This is a genomic window from Photobacterium damselae subsp. damselae, assembly GCF_038086725.1.
Classification (GTDB): Bacteria; Pseudomonadota; Gammaproteobacteria; order Enterobacterales; family Vibrionaceae; genus Photobacterium; species Photobacterium damselae.
This window is the reverse complement of the sequence record NZ_CP146970.1, coordinates 3,222,366-3,239,756: the sequence shown is the minus strand read 5'-3', so window position 1 is coordinate 3,239,756 and position 17,391 is coordinate 3,222,366. Positions and strand designations below refer to the sequence as shown.

14 protein-coding genes, 7 tRNA genes and 1 riboswitch are annotated in these 17,391 nt (G+C 43.0%); of the genes, 14 read left to right on the top strand and 7 right to left on the bottom strand.

What is annotated here, in order from left to right:
* Positions 1-42 precede the first annotated feature (42 nt).
* Both WAX86_RS14960 and WAX86_RS14955 read left to right on the top strand, forming a co-directional pair.
* Positions 43-119: transfer RNA gene (locus tag WAX86_RS14960), tRNA-Asp, on the top strand.
* 35 nt (positions 120-154) lie between these two features.
* Positions 155-231, top strand: a tRNA-Trp gene (locus tag WAX86_RS14955).
* A 114-nt stretch (positions 232-345) separates the two neighbouring features.
* On the opposite strand, the gene ilvY is transcribed toward WAX86_RS14955, so the two are convergent.
* Positions 346-1,224, bottom strand: a complete 879-nt coding sequence (ilvY, locus tag WAX86_RS14950) for an HTH-type transcriptional activator IlvY (RefSeq protein ID WP_065171776.1) — start codon at positions 1,222-1,224, stop codon at positions 346-348.
* 127 nt (positions 1,225-1,351) lie between these two features.
* Here ilvY and ilvC point away from each other — a divergent pair, with 127 nt between their 5' ends.
* Positions 1,352-2,839 (top strand): ketol-acid reductoisomerase, encoded by a 1,488-nt coding sequence (ilvC, locus tag WAX86_RS14945; RefSeq protein ID WP_238071452.1) that lies wholly within the window; start codon positions 1,352-1,354, stop codon positions 2,837-2,839.
* A 77-nt stretch (positions 2,840-2,916) separates the two neighbouring features.
* Here ilvC and WAX86_RS14940 read toward each other — a convergent pair whose 3' ends face one another.
* The 4 genes from WAX86_RS14940 to WAX86_RS14925 all read right to left on the bottom strand — a co-directional run bounded on the left by WAX86_RS14940 (position 2,917) and on the right by WAX86_RS14925 (position 8,136).
* Positions 2,917-3,177, bottom strand: a complete 261-nt coding sequence (locus tag WAX86_RS14940) for an accessory factor UbiK family protein (protein WP_044173805.1) — start codon at positions 3,175-3,177, stop codon at positions 2,917-2,919.
* A 133-nt stretch (positions 3,178-3,310) separates the two neighbouring features.
* Complete coding sequence (locus tag WAX86_RS14935; protein WP_068946582.1) at positions 3,311-6,427, bottom strand: multidrug efflux RND transporter permease subunit; 3,117 nt, start codon at positions 6,425-6,427, stop codon at positions 3,311-3,313.
* A gap of 12 nt (positions 6,428-6,439) precedes the next feature.
* Positions 6,440-7,546, bottom strand: coding sequence for an efflux RND transporter periplasmic adaptor subunit (locus WAX86_RS14930; RefSeq protein WP_044173811.1), 1,107 nt, complete (start codon positions 7,544-7,546; stop codon positions 6,440-6,442).
* Between the two features lie 23 nt (positions 7,547-7,569).
* Positions 7,570-8,136, bottom strand: coding sequence for a TetR/AcrR family transcriptional regulator (locus WAX86_RS14925; RefSeq protein ID WP_044173814.1), 567 nt, complete (start codon positions 8,134-8,136; stop codon positions 7,570-7,572).
* 189 nt (positions 8,137-8,325) lie between these two features.
* Between WAX86_RS14925 and rep the strand changes: the two genes are divergently transcribed.
* Positions 8,326-10,344 (top strand): DNA helicase Rep, encoded by a 2,019-nt coding sequence (rep, locus tag WAX86_RS14920; protein WP_341488967.1) that lies wholly within the window; start codon positions 8,326-8,328, stop codon positions 10,342-10,344.
* A 77-nt stretch (positions 10,345-10,421) separates the two neighbouring features.
* Here the strand turns inward: rep and WAX86_RS14915 are convergent, their stop codons facing one another.
* Positions 10,422-10,832 (bottom strand): cytochrome c5 family protein, encoded by a 411-nt coding sequence (locus WAX86_RS14915; protein WP_044173818.1) that lies wholly within the window; start codon positions 10,830-10,832, stop codon positions 10,422-10,424.
* A 278-nt stretch (positions 10,833-11,110) separates the two neighbouring features.
* On the opposite strand from WAX86_RS14915, the gene WAX86_RS14910 reads away from it, so the two are divergent.
* From WAX86_RS14910 to WAX86_RS14890, 5 genes are all read left to right on the top strand, one after another.
* Positions 11,111-11,187: transfer RNA gene (locus WAX86_RS14910), tRNA-Arg, on the top strand.
* Between the two features lie 31 nt (positions 11,188-11,218).
* Positions 11,219-11,294 (top strand) — tRNA-His (locus tag WAX86_RS14905).
* A gap of 56 nt (positions 11,295-11,350) precedes the next feature.
* Positions 11,351-11,427, top strand: a tRNA-Pro gene (locus WAX86_RS14900).
* A 9-nt stretch (positions 11,428-11,436) separates the two neighbouring features.
* Positions 11,437-11,512 (top strand) — tRNA-His (locus WAX86_RS14895).
* Positions 11,513-11,566: 54 nt separating this feature from the next.
* Positions 11,567-11,643: transfer RNA gene (locus tag WAX86_RS14890), tRNA-Pro, on the top strand.
* Positions 11,644-11,924: 281 nt separating this feature from the next.
* Here the strand turns inward: WAX86_RS14890 and crcB are convergent.
* Positions 11,925-12,308, bottom strand: a complete 384-nt coding sequence (crcB, locus tag WAX86_RS14885) for a fluoride efflux transporter CrcB (RefSeq protein WP_036764635.1) — start codon at positions 12,306-12,308, stop codon at positions 11,925-11,927.
* A 218-nt stretch (positions 12,309-12,526) separates the two neighbouring features.
* On the opposite strand from crcB, the gene WAX86_RS14880 reads away from it, so the two are divergent.
* The 5 genes from WAX86_RS14880 to thiS all read left to right on the top strand — a co-directional run bounded on the left by WAX86_RS14880 (position 12,527) and on the right by thiS (position 17,391).
* A complete protein-coding gene (locus WAX86_RS14880) occupies positions 12,527-12,949 on the top strand; it encodes a universal stress protein (RefSeq protein ID WP_044173822.1) in 423 nt (140 codons plus the stop codon).
* A 113-nt stretch (positions 12,950-13,062) separates the two neighbouring features.
* Positions 13,063-13,161, top strand: a riboswitch (TPP riboswitch).
* Positions 13,162-13,268: 107 nt separating this feature from the next.
* Positions 13,269-15,197, top strand: a complete 1,929-nt coding sequence (thiC, locus tag WAX86_RS14875) for a phosphomethylpyrimidine synthase ThiC (protein ID WP_341488966.1) — start codon at positions 13,269-13,271, stop codon at positions 15,195-15,197.
* Positions 15,194-16,441 (top strand): thiamine phosphate synthase, encoded by a 1,248-nt coding sequence (gene thiE, locus WAX86_RS14870; RefSeq protein ID WP_341488965.1) that lies wholly within the window; start codon positions 15,194-15,196, stop codon positions 16,439-16,441. The genes thiC and thiE overlap by 4 nt, the downstream gene beginning before the upstream one ends.
* Positions 16,422-17,207: a HesA/MoeB/ThiF family protein gene (locus WAX86_RS14865; protein ID WP_341488964.1), complete on the top strand. Its 786-nt coding sequence runs from the start codon at positions 16,422-16,424 to the stop codon at positions 17,205-17,207. The genes thiE and WAX86_RS14865 overlap by 20 nt, the downstream gene beginning before the upstream one ends.
* Entirely contained in the window at positions 17,191-17,391 is a 201-nt protein-coding gene (thiS, locus tag WAX86_RS14860; protein ID WP_036764639.1) for a sulfur carrier protein ThiS, read from the top strand. The genes WAX86_RS14865 and thiS overlap by 17 nt, the downstream gene beginning before the upstream one ends.

The following is a 17,391-nucleotide window of genomic DNA, read 5'->3' as shown; positions in this document are numbered from 1 at the left end:
ACCCAATTTAAACTATCGTACTGAACATACGGTAGTTTGAGTGGAGCGGTAGTTCAGTTGGTTAGAATACCGGCCTGTCACGCCGGGGGTCGCGGGTTCGAGTCCCGTCCGCTCCGCCACTTATTTGAGAGTCGTCTCATTAAATACGAACAACAGGGGTGTAGCTCCAATTGGCAGAGCAGCGGATTCCAAATCCGCGTGTTGGGAGTTCGAATCTCTCCACCCCTGCCATATTTAAGAAGGCTCATATCGAAAGATATGAGCCTTTTTGCCATTTGTTAAAAATAAATTGAAGCTCTTGAGCTGGCTGGCAAAAACGTACATCCTTGTTTATAGCTCATACTACTACTGTGATTGGCACAGCTGCATTAAAGCGGTTAATAAAGGCTCGTGAGCTCGGCTTTTTTTACAACACAGTCCAAGAGCCAGTGGCTTGATATTTTGATCGCTATGTTTAAATACGCGATCTTTCATTGGGCTATTATCAATCACAACATCAGGGGCAATACCCACCCCACATCCCAAAGCAACCATACTTACAATCGCTTCATGACCTGCAACTTGAGCATAGATTGTTGGGTCTATTTGGTTATCTCTAAGCCAATCATTAGAATGATCTCGTGCTGTTCCCGATTCTGGAAGGATAAAAGGTAGCTCTTGCCACTGAGTAGGTATTCTATGGGTTGGTTGCAATGACTGTCCTACCAGCAATGGACTGATGACCGTTAAGGTTACTTGATCAAACTCGATAAAGGTTAATTTGTTTGAGAGGTGTTTAGGTTTTGCTGCGATTGCAATATCTGCCTCATCATTGAGAACTTTTTCTATCGCTTGTGCTGGATCGCCGGTTAATAGCTGAATCTCTATTTGTGGATGAGTTTGGCGTAGCTCTGTGATGAGTTGAGGTAAATGACTATAGCTTGCGGTAACAGAACAAAAAAGAGTGAGTTTTCCTCTTAACAAATGTTGGTCGGTTGAAAGCTGAGTTTTAAGTTGGTGCCATTGTTCAACGATGCCTATTGCAACTGGTAATAGTTCTTTCCCTGCAGCGGTGAGTTCAACGCTGCGATTGTCACGAATAAATAAGCTTTGCTCCAGCTCTTGTTCTAAACGCTGAATAACACGACTTAAGGCCGAGAGGCTGATATGAGTCTTTTGCGCTGTGACGGTAAAGCTTTTCGATTCTGCTAGGTGAATAAAGTGTTGCAAGTTTTTTAGGTTCATCATCCATGTTGCATTTTTTGCAATTCGTTGTTGTGAATATAGCACTTTTCGCAACAAAAAGACTGATCTAGTATCAAAGCTATCGACAGGTACGTCGCTTTTATTATTTAGTCATGGAGTTGGTTATATGGCAAATTACTTTAATACCCTAAATCTACGTGAGCAGTTAGATCAACTTGGTCGTTGCCGTTTTATGGCGCGTGAAGAGTTTACTGCAGAAGCGGATTATCTAAAGGGTAAGCAAGTTGTTATTGTAGGGTGTGGTGCTCAAGGCCTCAATCAGGGTCTTAACATGCGTGATTCTGGGCTGAATGTCGCATATGCGCTTCGTCAGGTAGCAATTGATGAGCAGCGTCAATCCTATCGTAATGCTAAAGATAATGGTTTTGAGGTTGGCAGCTACGAGCAACTGATCCCTCAAGCTGATCTTGTCATTAATTTAACTCCAGATAAGCAGCATACAAACGTTGTTAATGCGGTAATGCCTCTGATGAAGCAGGGAGCGACATTAGGTTATTCTCACGGTTTTAATATCGTTGAAGAAGGCATGCAAGTTCGCTCAGATCTGACCGTGGTTATGGTTGCCCCTAAATGTCCAGGTACAGAAGTGCGTGAAGAGTATAAGCGTGGTTTTGGCGTACCAACTTTAATTGCTGTTCATCCTGAAAATGACCCTAATGGTGAGGGTTTAGCGATTGCAAAAGCGTGGGCGGCGGCAACGGGAGGCCATCGAGCAGGAGTACTAGAATCTTCTTTTGTTGCAGAAGTAAAATCGGATCTTATGGGTGAGCAAACGATACTGTGTGGCATGCTACAAGCGGGCTCTATTGTTTGTTATGAAAAAATGATTGCTGATGGTATTGAGCCAGATTATGCGGGTAAGTTGCTGCAATATGGATGGGAAACCATTACTGAAGCTCTAAAATTTGGCGGTATTACACATATGATGGATCGCCTATCAAATCCTGCAAAAGTGCGTGCTTTTGAATTATCTGAAGAGTTAAAAGATTTGATGCGTCCTCTCTATAATAAGCATATGGACGATATTATTTCTGGTCATTTTTCAGCAACCATGATGGCTGACTGGGCTAATGATGACATCAATCTACTGACTTGGCGTAGTGAAACGGGCGAGACTGCATTTGAAAATTACCCAAGTTCTAATCTTCATATTGAAGAGCAAGAGTATTTTGATAACGGTATCTTGATGATAGCGATGGTACGTGCTGGCGTTGAATTGGCGTTTGAAGCTATGACAGCATCTGGCATTATTGATGAGTCTGCTTACTACGAATCACTTCATGAATTACCGTTGATTGCCAATACGATTGCTCGTAAGCGCCTATACGAAATGAATGTTGTTATTTCTGATACTGCTGAATACGGTAATTATCTTTTTGCGAATGTTGCTGTTCCTTTGCTTCGTGAAAAGTTCATGGCAAGAGTATCAACAGAAGAGATTGGTCGTGGTTTAAGCTCTCATTCGCAATGGGCAGATAATCAAACGTTAATTGAAGTAAACCACACTATTCGTCAGCATCCTGTTGAGGTTATTGGTCATACGCTACGCGGTTATATGACAGATATGAAACGCATCGCGGTGGGCGGTGAGTAATAAACTTAACCATAAATATTAAAAAAGGGTCTGCATCAAACATGCAGGCCCTTTTTATTTATCTGTGCGCTAAGTGATTAAGCGTCTTTATTGCCATTTAACTTTGCTTCAAGCTCGGCCATTTTTTGCTCAAGCTCAGTTAGCTTTTGACGAGTACGCAGTAAAACCTGAGTTTGCACATCAAATTCTTCACGGTTAACAACATCCAGTTTGCCAAGTTGAGATTGGATCACTTGGCGAACTTTTTGCTCAACGTCGTTACCGAGATCTTTTACCGGCTGTGGCATTGACTCATGGATCTGCTTGGCTACTTGCTCAAGTTTTTTCGGATCGAACATGGTTAGGGGTTACTCCATAACGGCTTTTTCATAACTGCTTTCATTCTATGTAAAGGTTCGCCATTTGTCGCTCACTATTGCGAAAAATAAAAGAGGCCGCACATGGCGACCTCTTATTCTTCAATCTTTAGCGTTACTCTTCACGCGTTTTTAAAGCATTGCGGGCTTCATCAACACGTTTTAGTTTCTCCAAATCTTTATCTTCTACAAATACAGGCAGTGGTTTATGAACACTTGCCAAATATGTATAGATAACTGGTAGTACAAAGAGAGTAAACAAGGTACCTACAGAAAGACCAGCAACAATAACAATACCAATACTAAAGCGCGATGCAGCACCTGCACCAGATGCATAAAGTAGAGGCACAAGACCTGCAATCATCGCAGCTGTCGTCATTAGGATTGGACGTAAACGAACTTTTGCCGCTTCCATTACCGCATCCATTCGCGATTTCTTATGGTTTAGCTGTTCTTCTTTTGCAACCTCACAGATCAAGATACCGTGTTTGGTTATCAGACCTATCAAGGTAATCAAACCGACCTGCGAGTAGATATTCATTGTTGCCGCTCCCCAAGCTAGCGCAATTAATGCACCACAAATAGCTAACGGAACAGAAACAAGAATAACAAGCGGGTCGCGAACTGATTCAAACTGAATAGCCAGTACGAGGAAGATGATCGCAAGTGCAAGCAAGAAGGTCATGTATAGCGCATTACCTTCAGTTACAAACTGACGTGCTTCACCCATAAAGTTATATTGATAACCTGCAGGAAGTAGCGTTTGTGCTGTACTTTCAAACCAATTAATCGCATCACCCATTGCAACCCCAGGAGCTAATGCTGCACCAATAGTTGCTGAGTTTAGCTGGTTAAATGTTGGTAGCGAACGAGGCTCTGAAACAACACTGATGGTCACAAGGCTACTTAGAGGAATAGAGTCGCCATTTGCTGCTCGAACATAGTAGTTCTTTAGATTCTCAGGGTTTAAACGGTATTTACGTTCTACTTGAGGAATAACCTCATAAGAACGACCATTTAAGTCGATACGGTTAACATAACCATCGGCCATCATAGTACTTAGTGTTTGACCAATACTTTGCATTGTCACACCGTAAGCACCTGCCTTGTCTTTATCGATTTTGATTTTCATCGTTGCTGAGTCAAAGTTCAAATCAAGATCAGAGTAGACAATTTGTGGGTTCTCTTTCACCTTAGCCAAGAAGCTACTTGCCACCTGGAACAAACTTTCAAAGTTATTCGGTGTTGTAATAACAAACTGCATTGGTAGACCAGAACCTGCACCTGGTAGTGACGGCATCTGGAATGCGGTTACGGCCATTTGTGGTACGTCTTTTACTAGGTTTGTTACACGTTTAGCTACTTCTGCCTGACTTGCCGTACGTTCGCTCCATGGCACCAATGATGCAATACCAAAGGCCTGGTTTGAGGTCATAACACCTGAAAATACCTGAGCAAAGGCTACTTCTGGTTGCTCGGTTAAGATTTTATTAACCTGTTCCATCGTATTTTCAATGTAGTCTAAGTTCGCATTTGATGGCGCGTTTGCCATCAGAACAACCACACCTTTATCTTCTGCTGGCGCTAATTCACTTGGAATAAACTTAAACAGGATTGGTAGGCTGGCAAATACCAAGACCGCAAAGCAGATAACCACCGGACGCATCTTCATAATACCGTGCAGCATTTTTTCATAACGCAGCGTCATACGATCTAAGAATGCATGAACAACTTGTTCAAACTTACTTGGTGCTACGTTCGCTTTTAGCATTTTTGAACACATCATAGGTGATAGGGTCAGAGCCACAATACCTGAGATGAATACAGTACCAGCTAGAGTCAGCGCAAACTCTTTAAATAGCGTACCTGTTAAACCACCCATCAGTGCGATAGGAGCATATACAGCACCTAAGGTTAGGGTCATAGCGATAACAGGGACGGCAATTTCACGGGTACCAATGATTGCTGCTCGGAACGGTGATTCGCCTTCTTTAATGTGACGGTCAACGTTTTCAAGTACAACGATGGCGTCATCTACTACCAGACCGATGGCTAGAACCATGGCCAGTAGGGTTAACAAGTTCCATGAGAAGCCCAGTGCTTGCATAACCATAGCAACACCAATCAGTGATAGCGGGATGGTTACAATTGGAATTAATACTGCACGGATAGAACCAAGGAACAGAGTAATTACCACTAATACGATAACAGCAGCTTCAACGATAGTTTTAATTACTTCGTGAATAGACTCGTTAATCGCAATAGTTGAGTCGTACATGATGTTCATCTTGATAGTACTTGGCATATTACGCTCAAGCTCTGGCAAGATTTGGTACACACCTTGGGCAATATTAATCGGGTTAGCTGTTGGTGCTGCGTTAATTGCGGCTACAACGGCTTCCTGACCATTGGCAGTTGCACGGTATTGATCATGGCTTTTCGCTAGCGTTACTTTAGCGATATCGCCTAAACGGATCACTTGGCCTTTTTGGGTTGATACGACCAGTTTTTTCAGTTCGTCAGTATTTTTCACCTGAGTATCTGCAGAACCGTTGTATAACACAAATTCACCCGTAGCCTGACCTGTTGCTGATTGATAGTTATTGCTGTTTAGCACATTCATCACATCAGCTGCTGTTAGGTTATAAGCGGCCATTTTGGCAGGATCTAGCCATACGCGAAGGGCGTATTTCATACCACCGTATAGATCAACTTTCGATACACCATTTACGGTAAATAACTGTGGGGTTACTACGCGTTGTAGGTAGTCAGTGATCTGGCTTGATGACAATTCATCACTGGTAAAGCCAATATACATTACCGCAGTACCAGAACCCGTCGACATAGTAACCGTTGGGTCTTCTGCTTCTTTTGGTAACTGGGAACGAACTGAGTTTGTCTTCGCTAGAATATCAGCAAGTGCCGCATTGGGATCGGTATTAAGCTTCATGTTGACGGTAATGGTGGAAGAACCCAGCACCGAAGATGAAGTCATATAATCGATATTATCTGCCTGTGCGATAGCCTGTTCTAATGGCTGAGTGATAAAGCCTTGAATTAGGTCTGCACTAGCACCGTAGTAACTGGTGGTTACCGTTACTACAGTATTTGTCATGTCTGGGTATTCACGCACCTGCATTTTGAAAATGGCTTGAAGGCCAAGCAGGGCAATCAGGAAGCTGATAGATACCGCGAGAACAGGACGTTTAATAAAAACATCTGTAAAACGCATTGTTCCTCCAGATTACAGCATTGGGGTTTCTGCTGGGCTCTTCAGCGCGTCACTTTCAACCACATGTACTTTTGCGTGGTTACTTAGACGAACTTGGCCTGAGGTAACAACCACCTCACCAGGTTTTACGCCACTAAGAACATGGACAACATCACCTTTACGCTCACCGGTTTTCACAACAGATTGCTTAACGCGTAGCGTGCCTTTGTCATCTTTTGCTGCGATATACACATTGTCACCGTATAGGGTATAAGTGATCGCTGTTTGTGGCAGAATAATCTGATCTTTGAGGGTTGGCAGAATGATGTGAGCACGGGCAAACATACCGCTACGTAGCTGGCCATCATTATTTGGGATATTCGCTTGAACTTGAATTAAACCACTTTGGTAATTAACTGCTGGTTCAATAGCGCTAATCTTGCCACTGAATGGAGTTTCAGGGTATGCATCAACAAAGATCTCAACATCTTGACCTAAATGAATATCAGAAATGTCTGTTTGCGGTACAGTAAAGCGTAGCTTCATCACAGAAGTATCTTCTAGGCGAACCACATCAGTGCCTGGCTGGATATATTGACCAAGAAACACATTACGTAGACCTACCTGACCGCTAAATGGGGCTTTGATAGTGCGACGGTCAAGTTGTGCGCGTTGACTTTCAATATCCGCTTTCAATGAGAAGTAAGACGCCTGAGCATCTTCATAAGCTTCTTTTGAAATCGAATTTTTCTTATACAATTCTTGGTAACGGATGTATTTAGCTTTTGCTGCTGGTAGACGAGCTACATTACTTTGCAATTGCGCTTTTTCAACATCAGAATCTAGCGTAACTAAAGGCTGATCTTTTTTCACCTTCATACCAGAATCAAAATCAATTTTGTCAACAATACCTGAAACTTCGGTAGTAATGGTTACACCTTGGTTTGGTTCGATAAAACCGATAGCTTCGATGGATGGCACCCAATTGGTATTTTGCGCCGTTGTGACTGTAACCGGATAGTCTGGTTCAGGCATATTGGCCATATACTCGGCTATCTTCTTTTCTTTAAATAGATTGAAACCAATCACGCTCCCAAATAGCAGGAGGGCGAGAAGTAGCATCACTATCCATTTTTTCATTGTTGGGTGTGCTCCAATTATTATTAATGCTGAACAATGGCATCCCATGCCGCTTCAATTGCTGCTTCCAGCTGTTGAGGGGTGACATCAAGAATTCCATTCATTTTCTTACGAGCGAGGCAAGCACTAGGTTCTAGGCTTAACACGCTTAAAATATCGTTATCAAGTTGCTTAAAAAGACCTACTTTTTTGCCTTGTTCGAACATTTGGTCGACTTTAGCAAACAGCAGCTTTTCACGAAGACGTTGCTCAGATGAATCTCGTCGAGGTAGGTGTTCAAACTGACCTCGATTGATTAAAGGAGCTTCTCCATTTATCGCCATATTCCAAATGTTGAGCCATATGGTGCGAAATTGCTGTTTCAAACTCATGTCATCGGTTAAATCCTGCACTATTTTTTGTGCCACATAACCTAAAATATGATCATGAAGTTGATAGAGCAGATCATCTTTATCGGCAAAATAACGATAGATTGTCCCTGCTGCAACACCCGCTTCTTGTGCGACTTTTTGCATCGAGAGACCATGAAAGCCGTGCTTTGCAAGTAACATTTCTGTGGCTTGCAAAATACGCTCTTTTTTATCATTCATGGTGATATCTAATCGCTAATTTATTGATGAGTGAACGTTCATTCACCAATTTTAGTTGGCTCTCAAATTTGTGCAAGTTTTAATTAAATTGAAAAAAAATACTGCAGTGTCATGAGCAAAATAGACAATCATACTATTCTGGTTACAATGCGACGCTGACAGAGAAAATCGTGACGATAAGGTAGAAAGATGAAACTGAATCCAAGGCAAAATGAGGCGGTAAAATTCGTTTCTGGTCCTTGCTTAGTGCTAGCAGGTGCTGGTTCGGGTAAGACGCGAGTGATCACTAATAAAATTGCATATTTGGTTCAGCATTGTGACTATAAAGCACGTAATATTGCTGCCTTAACCTTTACCAATAAAGCGGCGCGTGAGATGAAAGAGCGTGTCGGTCAAACCTTAGGTAAGCAAGAGTCTAAAGGGTTAATGGTATCGACCTTCCACACTTTAGGTCTCAATATTATTCGTCGTGAATACAAAGCGCTGGGTCTTAAGGCGAACTTTTCTCTGTTTGATGACCAAGATCAGATGGCGTTACTAAAAGAGCTGACAGAAGATGAATTAGATGGTGATAAAGATCTTTTGAAACAGCTATTGTCGTCTATTTCAAATTGGAAAAATGACATGCTGTCTCCAGCCGATGCCGCAGCGCGCGCGCGTTCAGAGCGAGATCAGCTATTTGCTCACTGCTACCATCTCTATCAGCGTCAAATGAAAGCTTATAATGCGTTAGATTTTGATGATCTGATTCTAATGCCTGTATTACTACTGCGAGACAATGAAGAAGTGCGCAGTCGCTGGCAAAATAAAATTCGTTATTTGCTGGTGGATGAATATCAAGATACCAACACCAGTCAATATATCTTTGTAAAACTTCTGGTTGGAGAACGCGCTCGATTTACCGTGGTGGGTGATGATGATCAGTCTATCTACTCATGGCGTGGTGCACAGCCAGAAAACTTAGCCTTGCTAAATAAAGATTTCCCAAGCCTTAAGGTGATCAAACTTGAGCAAAACTACCGCTCAACCAGCCGTATTTTACGTACGGCGAATATCTTGATTGCCAATAATCCACACGTCTTTGAGAAAACGCTATTTTCAGAGTTGGAAGAAGGGGCATTACTCAAGGTTATCACGGCTAAAAATGAAGAGCATGAGGCTGAAAAAGTGGTTGGTGAGTTGATTGCCCATCGCTTTTTAAATAACACAGCTTATAAAGATTATGCCATTTTGTATCGAGGCAACCATCAGTCCCGCTTGTTTGAAAAAGCATTAATGCAAAACCGTATTCCGTATAAGATCTCAGGTGGCACATCGTTTTTCTCGCGTGCAGAAATTAAAGATATTATGGCGTATCTGCGGTTGCTCACCAACCAAGATGATGACAACGCCTTTTTACGTATCGTGAATACGCCTCGTCGTGAAATTGGCCCGGTAACGTTAGAAAAGTTGGGTAATTACGCCAATATGCGTGGCAAGAGTTTATTTGCCGCAAGCTTTGAGCTGGGTCTTGAACAGCATTTGTCTGGTCGAGGTTTAGAGTCTTTGCAGCGATTTACGCGTTGGGTGGTTGAGTTAGCAGATAATGCTGAGCGTGGCGATACGGTTGCAGCTGTGCGTCAGTTAGTGCGGGATATTCATTATGAAGATTGGTTGTATGAGACATCAGCCAGTCCGAAAGCCGCTGAGATGCGCATGAAAAATGTCTCTGATCTGTATAGTTGGATCACAGCTGATCTTGAAGGTGATAATTATGACCAGCAAGAGCGCAGTTTAAAAGAGGTGGTTCAGCGTATGACCTTGCGCGATATGATGGAGCGTGGGGAAGATGACGATAATGCAGATCAGGTGCAGCTAATGACATTGCACGCCTCAAAGGGATTGGAGTTCCCTTATGTTTATCTTGTTGGCTCTGAAGAGGGAATTTTGCCGCATCAAACCAGTATTGATGAAGACAATATTGAAGAAGAGCGCCGTCTCGCTTATGTGGGCATCACCCGAGCACAACGAGAACTGACTTTCACCATGTGTAAAGAGCGCCGTCAATATGGTGAGCTGATTAAGCCTGAGCCAAGTCGCTTCTTGTATGAATTGCCACAAGATGATCTGGAGTGGGATACAGAAAAGAAACCTGTTACTGCTCAAGAGCGTATGCAGCGCGGTCAGGCGCATATTGCCAATATTCGAGCCATGTTTAATAAAGACTAAATTAACAACACGGGTAAACCGCGTTAATTTTGTTATTTCTAAAACCACCGCCAATAGTGCGGTGGTTTTTTTGTTTATTACTGCGTTAATCCTTCGGTCATATAGTTAATAGCAGCAATGATCTCTTCGTCACTACAGTCCATACAAGATCCTTTAGCTGGCATAGCATTGAAACCTTCGATGGCATGTTTTGCGAGAATTTCTTGGCCTTGTGCTAGACGATCTTTCCAATCTGCAGCATCACCCTTTTTCGGTGCATTCATTACCCCACTAGTATGGCAAGCAGAACAATAGGTGTTGTAAACCTGCTCTCCGCCACGAGGACCTGCCGCAACTTTTACGATAGGAGCATCTCCCTCTAGATACAGAGAGCCAACGGGTTTGATTCGTTGTTCTATTGCTTCATTAGACATATCTGCTGCAATAACGGATCCGACAGTAAAAAGGATGGTTAGGGCAGAGAATAAAGAAAATCGCTTTAAGCTCATGGTTTACTTCCTTGTAATCGTTTTGCTTTTAGATGGCATTTAACCAACTTGGATTATTCTTAGAATTGACTATTTATATGAGTTTAAATAAATGTTTAAATTGTAAACATAAAGTAATTATAAGAAATTTACCAATGAGATGAAATAACTGGGCTGTATTTGTATGATACGAATCAATCAGTTTTTGTTTATAAATACACCGAACGCAAAAAAAAATGAAAAAAAGACTAGACGAAGAGGGGGCTAATCCGTAATATTCGTCTCCGCCGACAGGGCATGCGCCCGTAGCTCAGTTGGATAGAGCGTTGGCCTCCGGAGCCAAAGGTCGAAGGTTCGAATCCTTTCGGGCGCGCCATCCGGAATATAAAAGTTGGCAAAAAACATTGGTGGCTATAGCTCAGTTGGTAGAGTCCCGGATTGTGATTCCGGTTGTCGCGAGTTCAAGCCTCGTTAGCCACCCCATATTACGAAGAGTTGATATTATCGGCTTTTCAGAGCGAAAGCTCAAAAACAGTTTTCGGTGAATAGCGCAGTTTGGTAGCGCATCTGGTTTGGGACCAGAGGGTCGGGGGTTCGAATCCCTCTTCACCGACCACTTACATTGGTGACCATAGCTCAGTTGGTAGAGTCCCGGATTGTGATTCCGGTTGTCGCGAGTTCGATCCTCGTTGGTCACCCCATTATTTAGGTTCTTAGCAGTTCTAAGCACCTTGGCTTAAAGCCTAAAACATTGTCGGTGAATAGCGCAGTTTGGTAGCGCATCTGGTTTGGGACCAGAGGGTCGGGGGTTCGAATCCCTCTTCACCGACCACTATTAAGAAAGCCTCGTTGAAAAACGAGGCTTTTTTACATCTAAAAACCAAGCAAAGAAGTACACTTTGTATTTCGAGCAATGTCATGGTTTTGGTTGGTGTTCACAGATCGTCAGAATCTGGTTCTTTACCAACTGCGATAAAGAAACCTCGCTTAATGCGAGGTTTTTTTTCGCCTAAAACCGAGTAAAGCCGATCTTTAGCTCCATTTTTACCCCATTGAGTAGATACAAAAACGCCCCGCAATGGCGAGGCGTTTTGCTAACTCGTAATGATAAGTTTAGCTCTTCATCATTAATTGGTAGCCAACATAACAAGCGGTGATACTTAACACTACGTTGAGGATAATGTTAAGTCCGGCTTTAACAAACTCACCTTGCTGAATCATAACGACGTTATCCATTGAGAAGGTTGAGAAAGTTGTTAAAGCTCCAAGGAAACCAAGGCCTATGATTGGACGCCATGGCGCAGCTTCAATCATTCCTTGATTTAATGCCGACATCAGCAAACCCATAATTAGGGAGCCGACGATGTTTACAGTTAATGTTCCATATGGGAAGCCACGGCCAAACAGTACCACGCACAGCTCAGATACTAAGTAACGGGAGCAGGCGCCAAACGCACCGCCAAGAGCGATAAAACCGAGTAAAACAAATTGGCTCATGGGGATCTCATTTTTTATAAATTGGAAAACGCATACTATAACCATGATCACGTTTTGATGGTTGTAGTTTATCGTGCTATTTTTGCAATCATTGATTGTATGCCACTTTGTTTAATCGTTAGCGGCATAATTGTTACATACTTAAGTTTCTTGAGTATAAACTAGTTATAGCACTTAAATATAACCATAACATTTACATTCCCCATTTGGAGGCTGATATGTCGCTATATCCAACCATTTTGCTCGCGGTAAATCCTGATGATAAAGAAGCTCATAAGCTGATGATTAAGGCAGCAGTAATCGCAGAGCAAAATAATGCTGAGCTTCATTTAGCCTATGTTGAGCCGGGTATTGGCAATGTAAGCTATATGGATGTGGAGTTAGAGCTCGATGAAGTTCATAACGCATTAGAAATTAAACGAATGCAACAGTTGGCTGATCTTGCTAAGCAATCTCCATATCCGGTAGGGGAAATGTATCTTGCCGATGGTGATGTGGCGAAACATTTGGTTGAACTGGCAAAGAAAGTGGATGCAAAACTGGTTATTGTTGGTTATCACAAAACCTTTCTTCATATCTTTGGTGATGTAGCTGACGAGCTTTCTAAACATCTTGAGTGTGATGTACTGACATGTCGTTAATCAATCCATAGTCTTTTTTATTATCAAGCGTTACCTTTTGGTGGCGCTTTTTATTTTGTTAAATAAACGTAACACAAGCCTTGCACCTCAAGTTGAGCTTTCTTATACTGATGCTCAACTTGTCGGAGTGCCATGTGGCTGAGACCGTATAAACGGGATCCGTTGAACCTGATCAGGCTAATACCTGCGAAGGGAACAAGAGAAGATAATTTGTTGTGCGCTATTGAAACTGTCAGTTGTGGCTGGTGGTTAATGGGGCGCTGTATCTCTTGTTGCATTTGTCCGATAAGCATTTCTTTATTCATTTGGAAAGAGTGCTATGTCGAATCGAAAGCAAGCTAGGCAACATGCCAAACATTTCATTGATACTTTGTCGGTATCACCTTATCCCAACTCCCAAAAAATCTATATTTCAGCTAAACACCGCCCTGATATTCGGGTTGCAATGCGTGAAATCGCGTTGGCAGATAGTTTAATCGGTGGCAGTAGAGAACATCCAGAATATCAAGCTAATCAACCGATTCGGGTTTACGATACTTCAGGCGTTTATACTGATCCCAACCATATTATTGATCTCTATTCTGGCTTACCTAAGTTACGAACAAATTGGATTGCAGAGCGCCAAGACTGTGAAGAATTGACTGAACGAAGTTCCGCTTTTGCTCAACAACGAGCAGATGCTCCCCTGTTAGACGATTTAAGATTTAATCACACAACTCCTATCTTTCGTGCCAAAACCAATCGTTGCGTTACTCAACTGCATTATGCCAGGCAAGGTGTGATTACGCCGGAGATGGAATATATTGCCTTGCGCGAGAATATGGGACGGGCTCAATATCGTGATCAAGTTTTAAATCAGCAACATGATGGTCAGTCATTTGGGGCTTCACTTCCAACCGAAATCAGTGCTGAATTTGTGCGACAGGAGGTGGCTCAAGGGCGAGCAATCATTCCGGCAAATATTAATCACCCTGAAGCTGAACCTATGATTATTGGGCGAAATTTTCTGGTGAAAGTAAATGCCAATATTGGTAACTCCTCGGTCACTTCATCGATTGAAGAAGAAGTTGAGAAGCTGGTTTGGGCGACGCGATGGGGGGCGGATACCGTAATGGATCTTTCTACTGGCCGCCATATTCATGAAACCCGAGAATGGATTTTACGCAATAGCCCAGTTCCAATTGGGACGGTTCCCATGTATCAGGCTTTAGAAAAAGTAAATGGAATTGCAGAAAACCTTACTTGGGAAATTATGCGCGATACCTTGATTGAACAGGCTGAGCAAGGCGTTGATTACTTTACTATCCACGCTGGCGTGTTATTGCGTTATGTCCCACTAACGGCACAGCGCGTAACCGGAATTGTATCAAGAGGTGGTTCCATTATTGCTAAATGGTGTCTTGCTCATCATCAAGAAAATTTTCTCTACACCCATTTTTCGGAAATTTGTCAGATTTGTGCTCAATACGATGTGTCTCTGTCGCTTGGTGATGGGTTACGGCCTGGTTCGGTAGCTGATGCTAATGACGAAGCGCAATTTTCAGAGCTGAGAACACTGGGTGAACTGACCAAGATTGCTTGGCAATACGATGTGCAAGTGATGGTTGAAGGGCCCGGTCATGTGCCGATGCAGATGATCAAAGCTAATATGGATGAACAACTGACACATTGCCATCAAGCACCATTTTATACCTTAGGGCCGTTAACCACAGATATTGCTCCTGGCTATGATCATATAACTTCAGGTATTGGTGCGGCGATGATTGGTTGGTACGGATGCGCCATGCTCTGTTATGTCACACCTAAAGAGCATTTAGGTTTACCGAATAAAGAAGATGTTAAAACCGGATTGATCACTTATAAACTATGCGCCCATGCTGCTGATTTGGCGAAAGGGCATCCAGGGGCTCAAATTCGTGACAATGCGTTATCTAAAGCACGTTTTGAGTTCCGCTGGCAGGATCAATTTAATTTAAGTCTTGACCCCGATACCGCAAAGGCTTATCACGATGAGACGTTACCGCAAGAATCGGGCAAAGTTGCTCACTTTTGTTCGATGTGCGGACCGAAATTCTGTTCGATGAAGATCTCGCAAGAAGTTCGCGACTACGCCTCAAACTTAACTCAAGATCAAGAGATCACTGTTGCTGTATTGGACGATCCTCTTGAGGGCATGCAACAAAAAGCCGATGAATTCCGGGCGAGAGGAAGTGAGTTATATCACCCTGTCAAAAAGGAAAATGTATGAGTGCTTTACGTCTATCTGAAAATTTAATGCCACTATTAATGCATATCGACCCAATTTTAGCGACTGCTGAGCAGTTTGGTTTGGGTGAAAAAGTGGATGTTTCGCTAGTTGATCATGAAGCCGTTTTTATTCGTTCAGCCCAGCAGAATTGGCAAGTTGTATTTAATGCCCACCATCAAGATCAATCCAGTGATGTTTTGTTACGGGTATTGGATCAATGGTTAGCACCATACCCATCGTTAGATGAGATCAAACAAAAAGTCTTGAATGAACCTCAACTGGTTGTATCTGGCTTGCCTGTAGCAGATGGCTTTGTTGACCTCTGGCATCACAATGGCAAAGTGGAAATGGCCTTTTGTCATCACCTTGGGGCTAATGAACCGCATCGGGCAATGCTGCTTGCTGCTCTAGCACTGGATTATCCATTACAAGATGCTTGTGTGCTCGCCCGAGCTTATGCGCGTCGCTATTTAGACCAAGATAGAGATCGCCTACTGCATTGGCCCGATTGCTTAACACTATTTCCTCGGGTGGTGACTCGTGCTCATGAGCAAGCTTTAACGCTATTGGGTGAGCAATCATCTCCGGTCTGTTTTGAGCCTGTGAATCGAGAAGATTTTACCCTTTACGCTGTGGTCGATAGTGCGACTTGGATAGATAAGGTGCTTTCGTGCGGGGTGACAACGGCTCAATTGCGAATTAAAGAGTCTGCTACGACCGATTTAACCGCACAAATATCGCAAGCGGTTAATAGTGGTCATACTTATCACAGCCAAGTATTTATTAATGACTATTGGCAACAAGCTATTGAGGCTGAAGCGTTTGGGGTGCATTTAGGTCAAGAAGATTTAGATACCGCAGATCTGACTATGATCGCTCAAGCACAACTAAGGTTGGGTATTTCAACTCATGGTTATTATGAGATTTTACGAGCGATTGAGCTGAAACCTAGTTATATCGCCCTGGGTCATGTTTTTGCAACGACCACCAAAGAGATGGAATCAAGTCCCCAAGGTGTTGTGCGTTTGGCTTTGTATCAGAAACTACTTACGGGTGTGGTTCCAACCGTTGCTATTGGTGGTATTGATTTAACCAATATTGAACAGGTTCTGCGTTGTGAGGTGGATAGCGTTGCTGTAGTACGTGCTATCACTCAGGCAAAGAATGTTGAAGAGGCGATTAAGCGCTTAAAAGAGAAGGTAGATCAGTATCGAGGAGGGTTGGATGACGCCACCGTTAACTGATCACCAATTTCTGCGTTATAGCCGCCAACTGATGGTGCCTGAAATTTCAGAACAAGGGCAGTCTCAGTTGGCGCAGGCAAAAGTACTGATCATTGGTGCTGGTGGTTTAGGATCCATTGCCGCTCTTTATCTGGTTGGCGCAGGTATTGGCGCGCTTTGGCTTGCCGATGGCGATAAGGTCGAATTGTCTAATTTAGCAAGGCAGATCCTGTATCGTGAAAGCGATCTCGGCCAAAATAAAGCCGTACAAGCCAGCACTCAACTGAGCCAACTTAACTCAACGGTTAGTATTGTCCCACTTACTTCTCATTTACACGACAATGGGTTACGCGCTGCAATTAGTCGTGTCGATCTCGTACTTGATTGCAGTGATAACTTTGCCACTCGATATGCTGTCAATAAAGCCTGTATGGAGTGTCAAATCCCATTAATTTCCGGAGCTGCAATTGGCTGGCAAGGTCAAGTAATTAGCTTTGGTTTTCATCAATCTAGCTCGCCTTGTTACCACTGTTTGTATCCTCAAATGGCTAAGACTCAAACGAAACAAAATTGTCAGACTATGGGAGTTGTTGGTCCATTGGTTGGCGTTATAGGCGCTTTTCAAGCATTAGAAGCTATTAAGTACTTTACAGTGCCCCAGTCTATAACATGGGGCGAGTTATATCGGTTCAATGGACTGAACAATCAGAGGCAAAGCGTACAGTGTGGTAGCGATGTGAGTTGCCTAGTGTGTCAGCAGGAGAATGAAAATGAAGCTTTGGTTTAATGGCGAAGTGATTGAGATGGTTGATGCTGTCTCTCTTGAGCAACTCATTACTTATTATCAATTAGTTCCACATACGATTGCAGTGGCATTAAATCAGCAGATTATTCCTCGTTCGGTATGGTCGCAACAGCCCCTCAATGATGGCGATCATATTGATGTCTTTCAAGCGATAGCAGGAGGTTAA